Raw genomic sequence first — 16,659 nt, 5'->3', positions numbered from 1 at the left:
TTTACGATAGCATCATAACTGCTTTTTTAAGCGCCGTAATAAAAGTGTCTATTTCTGCTTTGGTATTATAAAACATAAACGATGCACGAATAGTCCCTGGAATTTGATAAAAATCCATTATGGGTTGCGCACAATGGTGACCAGTACGTACAGCAATACCCATTTTATCTAAAATAGTCCCGATATCATAAGGGTGAATATTGCCTACATTAAAAGAAATTACTGATGTTTTTTCTTTTGCTGTACCGTAAATTTTTAGACCTTCAATGTTTTCAAGTTGTTTTGTAGCGTATACAAGAAGTTCATTTTCGTAGTTTGCAATGGTGTCAAAACCTATACTATTCATATAATCTAAAGCAGCTCCAAAAGCAATACCTCCAGACACATTTGGTGTACCAGCTTCAAATTTATGAGGTAAATCGGCGTAGGTTGTTTTTTCAAAACTAACTTCAGCAATCATCTCACCACCACCTTGATATGGCGGTAGTTTTTTGAGCCATTCCTGTTTTCCATAAAGCATACCTACTCCAGTTGGTCCACATATCTTATGAGCAGAGCAAACATAGAAGTCTACATCCAAAGCTTGTACATCTGGTTTTATGTGAGGGCACGATTGAGCGCCGTCAACTAATACAGCTGCACCGACCGAATGTGCTTTTTTAATTATATATTCAATAGGATTAATAGTTCCTAAAGCATTTGAGATATGATTAACAAAAACAAGTTTTGTTTTTTTGTTTAAAAGTGAGTCGTAATCATCTAAGACCAACTCGCCATTTTGGTTCATTGGTATCACCTTCAATGTTACTCCTGTACGCTCACACAACATTTGCCAAGGGACGATATTACTATGATGTTCTAACCCAGAAACAATGACTTCATCTCCTTTTTGTAATAAAGAAGAAAACCCGCTAGCAACCAAATTAATACCATGAGTTGTCCCTGAGGTATATATAATTTCGTGAGTATGCTTAGCATTAAAATGTTTTTGGATTTTGATTCTTGCCTGCTCGTATGCATCCGTAGCTTCTTGGCTCAAGGTATGCACACCGCGATGAATATTGGCATTGTAATTACTATAATAATCTACAATAACATCAATTACTTGTTGAGGTGTTTGTGATGTTGCCGCATTATCAAAATAGATGAGTGGCTTGCCATTAACTTGTCTATTAAGTATTGGAAACTCTTTTCTTATTGCTTCAACATCAAATTTAATATGTTTTTCAATTGTACTCATCTACAAATCAAACCCTATATTAACACCTAGTTTTTGAGCAATAAGTTTTGTGATTCTGTTTTTGATTTCAGGAATCTTTACAGAATCTAAAACATTATTACTAAAAGCATACATTAACAATCCTCGAGCTTCTTTTTCTGGAATACCACGGGAACGTAAGTAAAACATTGCACTTTCATCTAGTTGTCCAATTGTACAACCATGCGAACATTTAACGTCATCTGCAAAAATCTCTAGCTGAGGTTTTGTGTTAATAGTAGCCTTGTCGCTTATAAGAATATTATTATTAGCCTGAAAGGCATTTGTCTTTTGGGCTTCTTTTTCAACAACGACTTTGCCGTTAAATACCCCCGTAGAATTAGCATCAAAAATACCTTTGTAGTCTTGGTGGCTTTCGCAATTAGGCTCTATATGATGTACTAACGTGTTGTGGTCTACGTGTTGTTTATCACCAATGATGGTAATACCTTTCATGGTAGAATCAATACGCTCTCCGTTTTGGTAAAAATTAAGGTTGTTTCGTGTTAATTTTCCACCAAAAGAAAAGGTATGCACCTTAGCTAAACTTTCTTGTTTTTGATTGACGAATGTACTGTCTATCAAAGAAGCTGATTGCCTATTATTCTGAATTTTATAGTAATCTACAATAGCACGTTTGTTAGCAAAAATCTCAGTTACACTATTGGTTAGTGTTGGATTATCTGTTAAACTCTGATGACGCTCAATAATTTGAACATGAGAATTCTCATCAACTACAATTAGATTTCTTGGCTGAAGCATTATAGCAGCTTCATTACCTGTGGAAAAGTGAATAATTTGTATTGGCTTTTCAACCACCTTATTCTTAGGGATATGGATGTAAGCACCTTCAGCTGAAAATGCCGTATTTAAAGATGAGAAACCATCTTTAGTTGCTATTTTATTGAAATAATTATCAATAACCAACTTGTATTTTGGTTTGTTCAAAGCTGCGGACATTAGGCAGACATCAATACCATCGTGCGTTGTTGCCGAAAGGTGAGACGAATATTTACCATCTACAAATATGATTTTATAAGAATCTATATCATGGATAAAATATTGCTTAACATCTTTATAATCTAAAGCACCTGTTTCTTTTGGAAATACACTAAAATCATTTTTTAAAATTGAATTTAATGAAGTGTATTTCCAAGCTTCTTGTTTTTTATTGGGGAAACCTTCGGCTTCAAATGCTTTAATGGCGTCTAGACGTATATCATGTACAGGCAAATCTACATCGACTGTGTCTTCGAATGCCATAAAAGACGATACTAATTTTTCTTTTAGTTCCATTTTGTTATGTATAAAGTATTTAGTATGTATATTACAGTTAGAGTACTGAATGTTACTTACTAATTACTAATTATGCGTTTACTTCTTCCTTAATCCAATCGTAACCCTTAGCTTCTAATTCATGAGCTAATGCTGCAGGTCCAGATTTTACAATACGACCGTTGTACAAAACGTGGACATAATCAGGAACGATATAATCTAATAGACGTTGGTAATGCGTAATGACGACTACAGCATTGTCTTTAGATCTTAGTTTGTTAACACCATTAGCCACGATACGTAAGGCATCAATATCTAAACCAGAGTCTGTTTCATCTAAAATGGCTAATTTTGGTTCTAGCATTGCCATTTGAAAGATTTCATTACGTTTCTTTTCTCCTCCAGAAAAGCCTTCGTTTAATGAACGTGATAAAAACTTACGGTCAATTTCTAAAAGCTCAGATTTTTCACGGATAAGTTTCAACATTTCATTAGCTGGCATATCTTCCAAACCTTTAGCTTTACGCGTTTCGTTGATGGCTGTTTTCATGAAGTTAGTTACACTAACCCCAGGAATTTCAACAGGATATTGAAACGACAAAAATACGCCTTTGTGAGCGCGTTCTTCCGCGCTTAACTCTTCTAAATCCTCATCTTCTAAAACAATTTCTCCTTGATCAACTTCATACTCTTCTTTACCAGCTATTACAGATGCCAACGTACTTTTACCAGAACCATTTGGTCCCATTATAGCATGTACTTCTCCGGGTTTTACATGAAGGTTGATACCTCTTAAAATAGGTTTGTCCTCAACACTAGCGTGCAAGTTATTTATCTTTAACATAATCTTAGTTTTCTATTTTTATAATATCGTTTTGCTCAGGATTTGGAGCTTCAACTTTAATAATTTCTTTTATTTCTAGTCTAAAAGGCCAGCCTTCTTCGCCTTCAGGTTTTGTCGTGCGTTTTGCTCTTACGGTTACAGGTACCATGTCTGTGGCTTCTTTTTTGAATTTAGCAACAGCATCATTTAATTTGTGCGTCTGGTCATCAATGATAACGCCGTAGATTTCATTTTTAGTTTGAATCACTGCAGCATCTGCCATGTAAATAAAGTCGCCTTTTAAAGTAATTAAACCGTCATTCTGGTTATAGGATTTAGATTCTTCTAAACTTCCAGTTTCTTTTTTAGTATCGTTTTTACAGGACACAAAAAATACAAGGCATAGTAATAGTGAAAATAATTGCTTTATCATTAATCTAGGTACTTTGGATATTTTGGTAATCTATAAAAATCATCTTTGCTATGCTGGATGTAAACATCTGCATTGTTTTGTTTCGCAAAAGCTTCAAATTCGTCCATGCTTTTCAAAGTCATATCGGCATCATAGTTAAAGCTAGGCACACCTTTAGAATCTCTATTCTCTTGGAAGTGGTATAAATCTCCTGTCAATAATACATTACCAGCATTTTCAAGCTTAAGAAATAAAACTTGATGACCGGGCGTATGACCAGGCATGGATTTTATAATTACGGTACCATCTTCAAAAACGTCATAATCGCCATTAAGTTTCTGAACGTTTTGTAAATCATTTACCGCATTATAGATATCGGCATTATTTTTTTGAACCTCCTCGCTAGTTATAAAATTATACTCAGTTTCTTGTACTAACCATTTGGCATTTTTAATCTTTTCAGCATGACCACTATGGTCAAAATGTGTGTGCGATAAGGCTAAAAAATCAATATCTGCTGGAGTCATATCAATTTTTGATAATTGCGAGACTACACTATCGTTTCTGGATACTGTAAATGCACCGCTTGGGTCAGTAAATGGTTCTGGTAAACCTACAAGACTTTCTGGCAAACCTGTGTCCCACATTAAAGTTCCTTTAGGGTGTACAATTACATAAAACGCATCTGCAAAGGTTTTACTTTGTCCAGTATAGGTTGTATCTTGAGAGAATAGTTCCAGTTTATTTGCTTGTACAGTGCCACCGTCAAGTGTGTAAAGTTTTATACCTTGCTTCTTGGTTGCCTCTGCTTCTTTTTTAGCGGCATTATACCCGTCTTTTAGACCTTCTTTAAAATCTTTACAAGAAGAAAACCCTAAAACTATGACCAATAGTAAGAGTAGTTTTTTCATACGAATAAATTATGTTTAAAGTTCATGTGTTTATATGTATTGTTTTTTTAAGGACACACGCTGTTCGCTATTAATCATTCCTTTGGGTGATACTATGTTTAGCATGCTCGTTTCATAATTAATTATAATTTATCCAACAGAACCTTCTAGAGAAATTTCTAATAATTTCTGTGCTTCGACAGCAAATTCCATTGGTAATTTATTTAATACTTCTTTACTAAAACCGTTGACGATAAGCGCAATTGCTTTTTCAGTATCTATACCACGTTGGTTACAATAAAAAATTTGGTCTTCACCAATTTTACTGGTTGTAGCCTCATGTTCTATTTGAGCTGATTTGTTTTTTGCTTCTATATAAGGGAATGTGTGTGCACCACATTCGTTACCCATTAACAAACTATCGCATTGTGAAAAGTTTCGTGCATTATCGGCACCAGAGTTAATTTTAACTAATCCTCGATAAGAATTCTGAGATTTACCTGCAGAAATACCTTTTGAAATTATGGTTGACTTTGTGTTTTTTCCTAAGTGAATCATCTTTGTACCAGTATCTGCTTGTTGGTAATTGTTAGTTACAGCAATAGAGTAGAATTCTCCAATTGAGTTATCACCCTTAAGTACACAAGATGGATATTTCCAAGTGACTGCAGAACCAGTTTCTACTTGTGTCCAAGAGATTTTTGCATTCTTTTCACAAAGTCCACGTTTGGTTACAAAGTTGTAAACACCACCTTTTCCTTCAGCGTTTCCAGGATACCAGTTTTGTACTGTAGAGTATTTTATCTCAGCATCGTCAAGTGCAATAAGTTCAACAACAGCGGCGTGTAATTGGTTCTCATCACGACTCGGTGCTGTACAACCTTCTAAGTAAGACACATAACTGCCTTGGTCAGCAATAACTAATGTTCTTTCAAACTGACCTGTTCCTGCTTGGTTAATTCTAAAATATGTTGACAATTCCATTGGGCAACGTACACCTTTTGGGATGTAACAGAATGACCCATCACTAAACACAGCAGAATTTAATGCTGCATAAAAGTTATCTTTCTGAGGGACAACAGTGCCTATATATTTTTTTACCAATTCTGGATACTCTTTTATAGCTTCAGAAATACTCATGAAGATAATACCTTTTTCAGCTAAGGTTTTTTTGAATGTTGTAGCTACAGAAACTGAATCTACTACAACGTCCATAGCCACGCCAGCCAGTTTCTTTTGCTCATCAAGAGAAATACCTAGCTTCTCAAAAGTTGCCAATAATTCAGGGTCAACCTCATCTATACTATCGTATTTAGGTTTACTATTTGGTGCAGAGTAATAAGAAATTGCCTGAAAATCTGGTTTTTCATAATGCACGTTTGCCCATTCTGGTTCGGTCATTTCTTTCCAAACTTTAAAGGCTTCTAATCGCCATTCGGTCATCCATTCTGGCTCTTCCTTTTTCTTAGAAATGGCTTTAACGATGTCTTCGTTAAGACCAACAGGAAATGTTTCAGAATCGATGTCAGTGTAAAAACCATATTCGTATTCTTTGGTTTTTAATTCTTCCCTTAAATCGTCTTCAGTATATTTTGACATATGTTCTTTTCTTTAAAGTGAAAATGATTCGCCACAACCACAAGTTCTATTGGCATTTGGATTATTAAATACAAAACCAGTTCCATTAAGGCCACCAGAATATTCTAGTGTTGTGCCTATCAGGTATAAGAAGCTTTTTTTGTCTACAATGATTTTTACACCATTGTCTTCGAAAACTTTATCACCGTCTTCCTGATTTTTGTCAAAATTTAAATCGTAAGATAAACCAGAGCATCCGCCGCTTTTAACGCCAACTCTTATGTAATCTGTAGCAGCATCAAAGCCATCCTCTTTCATGAGTTGTATGACTTTCTGCTTCGCTGTATCAGAAACCTTTATCATATTGTTATTAAGATTTTTTCTAAATAGAGTGCAAAGATAAGATATAGCAGGCTCTTTACAACATTTGCTAACATTATATTAAGATATCATTCGATAGACTTAAGCTATATCAAAATGCAAAAAACAATTTAGTAATTTTTTGGAAGAATGAAAGTGTCTTAAGCGACATTCCTTTTGAGAAGAAAAAGTCTACGAAGCGCATTTTTGAAAGTTTTGTCTACCGCTTCTGTGTGATGGGAATTTCCGAAATCATCAATGTCTAAAGTAGTACAGCAATGCTTGCATTTTAGTTGAGTATTGCCATTAACTTCATCTAAGGATTTATAAAAGTTATGACCAAATATTATACAAGATATATTATCCGTATCGGTAGGTTTCATGTTTTCATGATTTGGGGGACGACTAATATACATAAAGCAGTTATTAAAACAAGTTGTAGCGCGTATTTTTTCGATGAAATGCATAAATAATCAAAATTAATAAAGTAATCTTAATTTTGAAAAGCAGGATTTGTCAAAAATGAAGGGTCAGATAAGGAGAGTAAAAAGACCTTTAAATCTGCCCTATCTTCGTCTGAAAGTTGAACACCACCTTGGGTAACATTTTTCATTAGTGGGTCTATTGTTGCCGAATTTTGAAGTCCTTCACTGTAAAAGTCAATAACTTCTTCTAATGTTGCAAATCGACCATCATGCATATAAGGTGCCGTAAAAGCCAGGTTTCTTAAGGATGGTGTTCTAAATTTTCCGTTATCATTTGGGTCTCCAGTTACTGCACCTAAGCCTAAATCTGTGAATGTAGCGTCCAATCCGTTATTATGAAAATCGTTATTGGTCCAAAGTGGATTATTTGGACTGCCATGGCAATGAAAACAATCGCCTTTATCTTCACGAAGAAAAACATCTAAGCCATTTAGTTCTTGAGTTGTTAAAGCAGTTTGTCCTAGAGTATATCTATCAAATTTTGAATTTGCTGAAATCAAGGTGCGTTCAAATTGCGCAATCGCTTTTACTGTTAATTCTTTGGTAATCATCGTTGTTTCAAATGCTTCTTCAAAGAGTTGCGGATATTCAGGATGGTTTTGAAGTCTACTAACAACATCACCCCAATCACTGTGCATTTCTATAGGATTTTCAACGGGTTCAAGAGCTTGCCGTTCTAAGCTTAATTCTTTGCCGTCCCAAGCAAAACGTTCATTATAATTCCAAGCTAAATTAAATAAGGGCATGGAGTTGCGAGTCCCATTTATACCATCAATACCTATACTTGTTGGAGTGTCATCGGTAAATGCATTTTGCGGAGAATGGCAGCTCGCGCAAGAGATGGTTTGGTCACCAGATAAAATGCGGTCAAAAAATAAGCGTTTTCCTAAAGCTATGCCTTGTTCGGTTAGCGGATTTTCAGTAGGAATAACGGGTGGAAGTATGTTATTAGAAAATATTTGAGGAATCTCTAAGTTAACTGGGGTTGGTGTTATTTCCAAAGGTGAATAGCCTTCATCATTATCACTAGAACATGAGAGTAATAGAGATATTAAGATTAATATATATATCCACGTTTTCAAGTTTTATTCTTGTGTTACAGATTCGAGACTAAATACATTTTTCCCATTTTCAAACATGAGGATTTGAGCTGCAGAATTGGGCATTAAAACAGTATTGAGTTGGTTTAAATCCCATGTGTTTGGCTCTTTAAACCATTGTGCAATATTCATTGCTATATTGATGTTTGTATCATCTGAAATAGATATAGGACCTAAATTCACCTTAAAAAAAGTATCCTGCGGAAAAGTTGGGTTCATTCCTGGATTATCAACAGCTCTTATGGCATGATAGTTAAAGTTAGCCTCATTGTTGTTTGAGTCTAAATATTTTCCATCAAATTGCATGTAGTGATATCCACCACCTAACATGTCAGGCACATTAAAGGAAGCAGAATTTAAATCTACATAGTTCTGAGTATTATCTTCATTATCAAAGCCAAACGTAAAAGAGACATTATTATAGTTTCCTGGTGGAATTTGAGTTCCTAAATCAAATTCTAGATTTGTATTGTTAGTAAGGTCTACTAAATTGTAATTATCTAAATCTAATACTTCATTTGAAGTTGTCGTAAAGGTGATGTCAGATAACACATACCTTAGACGCTCTATACTTAACATTTCGCCGTTTTGGTTTGTAAACTGTATCGTATTAAAGTCAGTACTATTTACAGGAATGCCATCCCAATTGTGAGAAAAATTGAAAGTCGTATTGGCCGGATTCAAATTACTATTGTTATCGTCATCAGTACATGACCAGAAACAAAAAGTGGTTACAAATACTAGTACAAAAATCTTTTTCATTTTACTTTATTTTGAATATGAGTAGGTCTGTAAATCCTTTATTATCTTCAATATCACCATCATCACTGGTAGTGTCACCGACAATAACAACGGAGTTGTCATTTAATTCTGTAACGCTGTAGGCAAAGTCAATATTACTTCCGCCAACGGTAGTTTCCCATTCAAGATTACCGTTGCTATCTGTTTTAACCACCCATGCATCATTTTGACCTTTATTTTCGGAGACGTCGCCATCACTACTTCTTGAGCTTCCAGATAACAAAAAACCATTGTCTTGAGCAATTTTAATAGACCTAGCTACATCAAAGCTACTACCGCCAATAGTTTTTTCCCAGATTAGGTTTCCATCGGGAGAGATTTTAATCAGCCATAAATCTGCTGCACCATTATTTGTACTCACATCTTGGTCATTACTTCTTGTATCGCCAGCAATTACAATATTGCCATCATTTGTTTTTACAATACCTCTAGCTTCATCAATTTGCTCTCCACCAAACGATTTTTCCCAAATCAAATCGCCATTAGCTTCAATTTTAATAATCCAAAAATCATAATCACCCTTATTGTTTGAAATGTCCGTATCCTCACTATCAGAACCACCAGCAACTATAAAGCTACCATCATCGTTTTCCACAGCACCTTCTGGCGTATCTGTAAAATTACCTCCAAAATAACGACTCCACTGTAAATTTCCAGAAGCATCTAATTTAATAGCCCAATAATCACCTCCAGCATGTCTTGTCGTGGAACGATTTGTATTTCCTTCGCCTCCAGATGCCGTAACATCCAAAACACCGGTGAGCAAATACCCTAAATCGGAGGTCTGTAAAATAGAAATACCTGTATCGTTACCTGAGAAGCCTAAAGATTTTTGCCACGAAATATTTCCTTGAGCATCTAGTTTAGCTATCCAATAATCTTGTGAACCATTATTATTAGATACATCACCATCGTTACTTTCACTAGTCCCAATAATAGCATAACCTCCGTCTTGCGTTTGTATAATTTCTCTACCACGGTCATCATTAGTGCCGCCATAGGTTTTTTGCCACTCTAAAGTATTCTGAGAAGAAAACTTGAGTAACCAATAATCAAAACTGTTGTCTTCTTTATCAGTGATATCGCCATCTGCACTTTGGGTAAACCCTAAAATAGCATATCCGCCATCATTTGTTGTTACAACAGATTGCGCACTATCATTTTGGTTTCCTCCAAAAGTAGATATAAAAGCTATATCTCCCGATGTATTCTGAGAAAATCCTGAGAGTTTTTCGTTATCACAACCAAACAATAAGACTGCAAATAGTAAATAAGATATAAAGTAGCTTTTGGGGTGCATAAGCTGTTTTGTTTATTCGCTTTTTCTTACAACAAAAAGACCACTTTCAATATCACTAATGATAATATTACCACTTGCAAAGTAAGGGTATACACTCCAAACGCCATTAAACGAAGCACTATCACTAGTTGGGAACGTATCAATAAAGTGGGTTTCTGTCATAGAGTTAGATGATGCGCCAATGTTGTCGATATTTAAAATACGCATACCAGCTCTATAATTAGCTAAGTAATACTCATTTCCTTTTACGTAACCGTTATGGTCAATAGCAGCCGTTGGACCAAAATAAGTAGATGATGGTATTGGATTGTCTAGGTCTTCAAAATCAAATACTAAAGTTTTAGTGTTAAAACCAAAGGCTTGTTCATCAGTTTCATCACCGAGTATAAAATAGCGTTGGTCATCTGTGAACCAACCTTGGTGTGCGTAAGATGTTTGTGGATATGAAAAATCACTAATAGCGATTACATTATTTTTATCAGTGACATCTAATATTACAATTTTATCGGTGTTACCATTACTACCTACATAAATTTCTTTTCCTGTATAATCACTATCAGGACCGTTATAGGTTATAACTTGCGCATCATGAGAATAGCCTCCAGACGTATAATCTCCTATAAAAGTTGGTGATAATGGATTGGATATATCTACAAATATTGGACCGCCACCATTGGTTGATGTACAGCCTACCAAATAAGCTATAGCTTCACTTTCGTTGATTACAATATTATGGCAACTACCAACACCATTATAAATGGCATCTGCATTAAAAGTCTGCGGTGGGTTTGTAACGTTTAGTAAACGGGTTAAGTCAAATACTTGCATACCATGATTACCTGCTCCATCGGCTACTATAAAGGCGTAATTGTTATAGACTTTAACATCACGCCAAAAGTTAATCCCAGCATTGGTATTTAGTCTACCAAGAAAAATTGGCTGTAATGGGTCAGTTACATCTACAAATGCGGTGCTATTTGTTAAAGCGATTAGAGCGTATTCGTTGTTAGTTGTTGGGTCTGTCCAACCCCAAATATCACTACCTTCAATGTTAAATGCATTGCTTCCTCCGAGCGTAGCTACATCAATTACAGATAATACATCTATACCACCACATGGATAAACGCCTGCCATGCCGTTTGTACAAGGTGTGTTTACGGTATAAGGACTTACATCACAAGCGTCTCCAATACCATCATTATCGATGTCTTCTTGGTTAGGATTAGATATATTTGCGCAATTATCACAAGCATCTCCAATACCGTCACTATCTAAATCTTCTTGATTTGGATTTGCATTGAGCGGACAGTTATCATCTCCATCTAATATACCGTCACCATCGTCATCGGTGTCACAAACATCTCCCTCACCATCATCATCAGTATCTAGTTGTTCAGGGTTAGCTTCTAAGGGGCAGTTATCATCAACATCTAAAACACCATCGCCATCATCGTCTGTATCACATGTGTCACCTTCACCATCGCCATCAGTATCTAATTGATCAGCATTTGCATTTAGTGGGCAATTGTCATCAACATCTAAAACACCATCGCCATCATCGTCGTCGTCACATGCATCACCATCACCATCATTATCTGTATCTAACTGGTTATTGTTTGGAGTATTAGGACAATTATCAGCATCATTTAAAACTCCATCATTATCAAAATCATTATTACAAGCGTCTCCAACTCCATCATTATTAGAATCAGCTTGGTTTGGATTGGGTGTATTGGGGCAATTATCGTCTTCATCATTTATGCCATCACCATCAGTATCAATAATTTCTGTAGCAGGTTTATCATCATCTTTGCAGCCGATTACTACGATTGAAAAAGAGCAGAATAAAAAGACAAAGAGTATTTTTGAAAATTTCATTAGGGTGATTTTTTTTTGCAATTTAGCTAATAATTAGTAATTGCTATTTAATTAAAACTCAAAATAGACTAATAAATTTCGTGAAAATTGTTAAATCGTAATACTTTTGCAAAATGATTGAAGATAAAAACCCACAGCGAACCCCTTTAAGCGAACTTGGTGAGTTTAAGCTTATTGAGCATTTAACAGAGCAATTTAAAATAAATCATAAGTCAACAGTAAAAGGTATTGGCGACGATGCTGCCATTATAAATTCAGATAAAAAACAAATTGTTGTTACAACCGACTTACTTGTTGAGGGTGTGCATTTTGATTTGAGTTATGTGCCTCTAAAGCATTTAGGTTATAAAGCTGTTATGGTTAACCTATCAGATGTATATGCTATGAATGCAAACGCAACTCAGATTACTGTGTCTATAGCTGTATCCAATCGATTTCCTTTAGAAGCTCTAGAAGAATTATATGCAGGTATAGAAACAGCGACAAGACTATACAATGTAGATGTAGTTGGTGGTGATACGACGTCTTCAACCTCTGGACTTATTATTTCTATCACAGCTATTGGCGAAGTAGAAAAAGATAAGGTGGTAAAACGTTCAGGCGCAAAGCCTAATGATTTATTGGTAGTATCAGGAGATTTAGGTGGCGCTTATATGGGACTTCAAGTTTTAGAACGCGAAAAAGAAGTTTTTAAAGTGAACCCTCAAAGCCAGCCCGATTTATCGATGTATACCTATATCGTAGAGCGTCAATTGAAACCTGAAGCAAGAAAAGATATTGTAGAACTTTTGGAGAAGCTAGAGGTAAAACCAACCAGTATGATTGACATCAGTGATGGATTATCTTCTGAAATTATACACCTTTGTAAACAAAGTAAAGTTGGTGCAGATGTGTATGAAAATAAAATACCACTTGACCCTCAGGTGATTTCTACTTGTGAAGAATTTAATATAGACAGTACAACCATTGCACTAAATGGAGGTGAAGATTATGAGCTATTAATGACGATTTCTCAAGAAGATTTCCCGAAAATAAAAGGCAATCCTAATCTTACAGTGATTGGTTATATAACCGAAGCCGAACGTGGGATGCACTTAGTAACCCGAGCAGAAACTAAAGTCCCGATTATAGCAAAGGGTTGGAAAAATTTTAAAGAAACAGAAGATTAAGCTGCCGAAGGGTTTAATCTTCGTCATTTCATGAGGGCTATCTTGCTAGAATAAATACGAGCTAAAGTCGCATTGATATCTTTAAACTTAGGGGTTAACTCTGTTAAACTACCATTTAGGTTAGTGGTAAGTTCACGTTTACAACATATGAAGGTGTACTCTTTAACGGGACAAGTAACTTCTTTAGAGACTACGTATTTATGACCAAAAATATCGCATAAAAACTTCTTAGGTGAAGTAGGCTGACTAGATTTTTTTATAATTAGCAAAATTTGAGATGATTAACTTAATTAAAAAAAATATTTAAAACGTTATAGCATATTATATTTCGATAAAACGCTTTAAGAAATAAGATAATTCTGATTTATTTTCAATATAGCTCATATGTCCTTCAGAAAATAATTCGATTTCAATAGCTGTATTTTTAGTTTTTTCAATCAAAAAAGATTTATCAACTATCCAATCTTTTTCACCAATAACAATAACTTTTTTTCCTCTTATAGTCTTAAAAATTTCAAATCGGTTAGGTCTAATTGCCATACCTTTATGTCCAGCAATAAAGCCTTGTTGCGACGTCCTTAGACCAATATCAAGGGCTTTTTTAAATTTAGGTTTAAATTTTTCTCGACTGCTTTCGGTAAATAAATTGGTAAAAGACAAGCGTACTAAACTTTCAAAATTAGTAGTTGCCATTTGTGCGGCACGCGCCCTTAAAATCCTTCGTTCGTTATCATCAGCTTCGTAGGTAGAATTCAGCAAGCATAAATCTTCAATGAGTCCAGAATGCAATTCAGCCAAAGCCAAAGCCACATAACCACCCATAGAATGACCAATACAGCTCAGGGTTTCAATTTTTAAAGAATCCAAAACAGCATAGGCAGCTTCAGCCATAGCAGTCATAGAATGAATATAACCTATACATTCGGTTTTGCCATGGCCTAATAAATCTACACAAATGACTTGACGTGATTTAGACAACTCATCAACAAAATCGTTCCACATCTCTGAGGTTTCCATAAAACCGTGGAGTAGTAATAGTGCAGGACCTTTTCCTGTCGATGTATAATGAATTTGAATATTCTTATGGGTTACAAACATGGTTATAAAGATAGTTTTATCAGAGATTTATGTAGTGCAATTGATGAATAAGTATTTACTATATTTGAAATCTTACATAATTAAATTAATACAATTCGTATGCTATTAAGATGTTGGTTTACCCTTTCGATTATCGCTTTGTCATTAACGCTCAATGCACAAATTGAACAAGAACAACTCGATAAACTCATTCAAGAAACCTTAACCACCTTTGATGTCCCTGGTATTTCCGTGGGTATTTTAAAAGACAACCAAATTATCTATTCCCGAGGTCATGGTGTCCGTTCTTTAGAGACTAAAAAAGATATGAAAGCCAGTACACTCGTTGGTGTAGCATCTAACAGTAAAGGCTTTACCTGTTTTGCCTTAGCCATGATGGTCGATGCTGGTAAGTTAAACTGGGACGACAAAGTGCGTAAGCACATTCCTGAATTTCAAATGTCCGAACCTTGGGTCACCGAAAATATGACGGTAAGAGATTTAGTCACTCACAGAAGCGGTTTGTCACTTGGTGCTGGAGATTTAATGTTTTTCCCTGAAGGCAGTGATTTCACTGTAGACGATGTTATTGCCAACATGAAGCATCTAAAACCAGAGTCATCTTTCCGAAGTACATTTCGTTACAATAACAATATGTATATCATTGCTGGTGAAGTTTTAAAGCGTGTTAGTGGTTTGTCTTGGGAAGAATTTATAGAAAATAAAATTATGAGACCTGTAGGAATGGTCAATAGTAAAGCGTCTTACAATCGCGTCAGAGACAAAAGCAATATTATCGATGCGCATACAAGAACGGAAGGCGAAGTCATAAAAATTACACACGATTGGTCACCATTGGCAAATCCTGCCGGAGGAATTATGAGTAACGTAAGAGACATGCTCACTTGGGCACAATTTTTAATGAATGATGCCGTAACAGTCGATGGTACGAGATTATTGGAAAAAGCTCTATTTCATGAGCTTTGGCAAATGCAAACACCATTAAGCGTCGGTCGTGGCGATTGGTACGATTCTAACTTTAGAGGTTACGGTTTGGGTTGGTTTGTAACCGATGTCAAAGGCGGACACAAACAAGTGTACCACACAGGTGGATTGTTAGGAACGGTCACACAGTTTACGATGATTCCAGATTTAGGCTTAGCTATTGTAGTGTTAACCAACCAAATGAACGGCTCAGCATTTAATACCATAACCAACACTATTAAAGATTCCTATTTAGGTTATGAAGATAGAAACTGGTTGAAGAATTATAGCGAAAGAAACGCGCGATATATTACCTATAACGATAGTATTAAAACTGCAGTTTATGCACAAGTTGATAAAATAAAAGGCAATCCCGCATTGCCAAAACCAACTCAAATTATCGGAACGTATAATGATGCCTGGTTTGGGAATTTTGAAATTACGAATAACGCAAACGGCTATACCATTAAAAGTGTACGCTCTTCGCAATTAGTCGGAAAGCTGTTGCCATATAACGCTACAACCTATGTTTCCAAATGGAACAATCGCAGTTTTGATGCCGATGTCTTTGTAAAATTCACTTTCGATAAAAACGGAAAAGCGCAGGCAGCAACATTAGAATATGTAGCGCCAATTACCGACTTTAGTTTCGATTTTGGAGACTTAGAGCTTAAACGTGTAGACTAATGAACAGAACCAAAGAAATCTGGATGAGCGGCTTTGCGCTGTTCTCAATGTTTTTTGGTGCAGGTAATCTTATTTTGCCACCACTTTTAGGTTTCAAAGCTTTGGACCAATGGGGTATCGTTGCTTTGGGTTTTGCTGTAACCGCGGTTATTATTCCAATACTAGCCATTTACGCACATGCCAATTTGCAAGGAACTTTGTACGACTTTGGTAAAAAAGTATCACCAGTTTTTAGTATTATTTATTGTATGCTTATTTATATAATCGCTATTGCTTTACCAGCACCACGAACGGCATCAGTAACACATGAGATGGCAATCCAGCCATTTTTTGAAATACCCACGCTTTTAACAAGTGCTGTCTATTTTATTTTGGTACTGATTTTTGCACTCAATAGGTCCAAAGTCTTAAGTATTATCGGTAAATTTTTAACGCCACTTATTGTTATAATTCTCTTATTAATGCGAATCAAGGGTTGGTAAATAGATAAAAAAACAAGCTTAATTCATTGAAAAACAACGTCTTAAACTTGTTTAAGTTATTGATTTTCAGTATCTTAATAGTCGATTTCAACAAGATTAT

Annotated in this window: 14 protein-coding genes and 3 pseudogenes; 3 read left to right on the top strand and 14 right to left on the bottom strand. The window is 35.4% G+C overall.

Translation table 11 applies throughout. From position 1 onward, the window contains the following. Nucleotide 1: 1 nt before the first annotated feature. The 13 genes and pseudogenes from HKP48_RS05410 to HKP48_RS05350 form a co-directional block, all read right to left on the bottom strand. Nucleotides 2-1,240, bottom strand: a complete 1,239-nt coding sequence (locus tag HKP48_RS05410) for a cysteine desulfurase (protein ID WP_296343621.1) — start codon at nucleotides 1,238-1,240, stop codon at nucleotides 2-4. After that, nucleotides 1,241-2,554: a Fe-S cluster assembly protein SufD gene (gene sufD, locus HKP48_RS05405; protein WP_296343619.1), complete on the bottom strand. Its 1,314-nt coding sequence runs from the start codon at nucleotides 2,552-2,554 to the stop codon at nucleotides 1,241-1,243. It lies immediately after the preceding gene. A 70-nt stretch (nucleotides 2,555-2,624) separates the two neighbouring features. Beyond that, nucleotides 2,625-3,377 (bottom strand): Fe-S cluster assembly ATPase SufC, encoded by a 753-nt coding sequence (sufC, locus tag HKP48_RS05400; protein WP_296343617.1) that lies wholly within the window; start codon nucleotides 3,375-3,377, stop codon nucleotides 2,625-2,627. A gap of 4 nt (nucleotides 3,378-3,381) precedes the next feature. Next, nucleotides 3,382-3,789, bottom strand: a complete 408-nt coding sequence (locus HKP48_RS05395) for a hypothetical protein (RefSeq protein ID WP_296343614.1) — start codon at nucleotides 3,787-3,789, stop codon at nucleotides 3,382-3,384. Next, nucleotides 3,789-4,679, bottom strand: a complete 891-nt coding sequence (locus tag HKP48_RS05390; protein WP_296343612.1) for an N-acyl homoserine lactonase family protein — start codon at nucleotides 4,677-4,679, stop codon at nucleotides 3,789-3,791. Before HKP48_RS05390 ends, HKP48_RS05395 begins: the two co-directional genes overlap by 1 nt. A 129-nt stretch (nucleotides 4,680-4,808) precedes the next feature. Then, entirely contained in the window at nucleotides 4,809-6,257 is a 1,449-nt protein-coding gene (sufB, locus tag HKP48_RS05385) for a Fe-S cluster assembly protein SufB (protein WP_296343609.1), read from the bottom strand. Nucleotides 6,258-6,269: 12 nt separating this feature from the next. Next, nucleotides 6,270-6,599, bottom strand: a complete 330-nt coding sequence (locus tag HKP48_RS05380) for an iron-sulfur cluster assembly accessory protein (protein WP_296343607.1) — start codon at nucleotides 6,597-6,599, stop codon at nucleotides 6,270-6,272. Nucleotides 6,600-6,757: 158 nt separating this feature from the next. Continuing rightward, on the bottom strand, nucleotides 6,758-6,979 hold the full coding sequence (locus HKP48_RS05375) for a hypothetical protein (RefSeq protein ID WP_296343604.1): 222 nt from the start codon (nucleotides 6,977-6,979) through the stop codon (nucleotides 6,758-6,760). A 110-nt stretch (nucleotides 6,980-7,089) separates the two neighbouring features. Next, entirely contained in the window at nucleotides 7,090-8,163 is a 1,074-nt protein-coding gene (locus HKP48_RS05370) for a cytochrome c peroxidase (protein ID WP_296343601.1), read from the bottom strand. Between the two features lie 3 nt (nucleotides 8,164-8,166). Further along, a complete protein-coding gene (locus HKP48_RS05365) occupies nucleotides 8,167-8,943 on the bottom strand; it encodes an MbnP family protein (RefSeq protein ID WP_296343599.1) in 777 nt (258 codons plus the stop codon). Nucleotide 8,944: 1 nt separating this feature from the next. Next, nucleotides 8,945-10,282, bottom strand: coding sequence for a hypothetical protein (locus tag HKP48_RS05360; protein ID WP_296343597.1), 1,338 nt, complete (start codon nucleotides 10,280-10,282; stop codon nucleotides 8,945-8,947). 12 nt (nucleotides 10,283-10,294) lie between these two features. Then, nucleotides 10,295-11,419: pseudogene (locus HKP48_RS05355) on the bottom strand (choice-of-anchor B family protein); the annotation flags it as partial. Nucleotides 11,420-11,455: 36 nt separating this feature from the next. Beyond that, nucleotides 11,456-12,061, bottom strand: a pseudogene (locus tag HKP48_RS05350) (thrombospondin type 3 repeat-containing protein); the annotation flags it as partial. Nucleotides 12,062-12,273: 212 nt separating this feature from the next. Between HKP48_RS05350 and thiL the strand changes: the two are divergent. Then, nucleotides 12,274-13,329, top strand: coding sequence for a thiamine-phosphate kinase (gene thiL / locus HKP48_RS05345; protein WP_296343595.1), 1,056 nt, complete (start codon nucleotides 12,274-12,276; stop codon nucleotides 13,327-13,329). A 321-nt stretch (nucleotides 13,330-13,650) separates the two neighbouring features. Here the strand turns inward: thiL and HKP48_RS05340 are convergent, their stop codons facing one another. After that, complete coding sequence (locus HKP48_RS05340) at nucleotides 13,651-14,427, bottom strand: alpha/beta hydrolase (RefSeq protein ID WP_296343593.1); 777 nt, start codon at nucleotides 14,425-14,427, stop codon at nucleotides 13,651-13,653. Between the two features lie 99 nt (nucleotides 14,428-14,526). Between HKP48_RS05340 and HKP48_RS05335 the strand changes: the two genes are divergently transcribed. Both HKP48_RS05335 and HKP48_RS05330 read left to right on the top strand, forming a co-directional pair. After that, entirely contained in the window at nucleotides 14,527-16,077 is a 1,551-nt protein-coding gene (locus tag HKP48_RS05335) for a serine hydrolase (protein ID WP_296343591.1), read from the top strand. Continuing rightward, nucleotides 16,077-16,541, top strand: a pseudogene (locus tag HKP48_RS05330) (branched-chain amino acid transport system II carrier protein); the annotation flags it as partial. The gene HKP48_RS05335 and the pseudogene HKP48_RS05330, both read left to right, overlap by 1 nt. Nucleotides 16,542-16,659 lie beyond the last annotated feature (118 nt).

Origin of the sequence: Winogradskyella sp. (assembly GCF_013042245.1) — a bacterium.
Taxonomy (GTDB): Bacteria; Bacteroidota; Bacteroidia; order Flavobacteriales; family Flavobacteriaceae; genus Winogradskyella.
The sequence above is the reverse complement of the archived record's forward strand: the minus strand, read 5'-3'. Positions and strand labels throughout refer to the sequence as shown.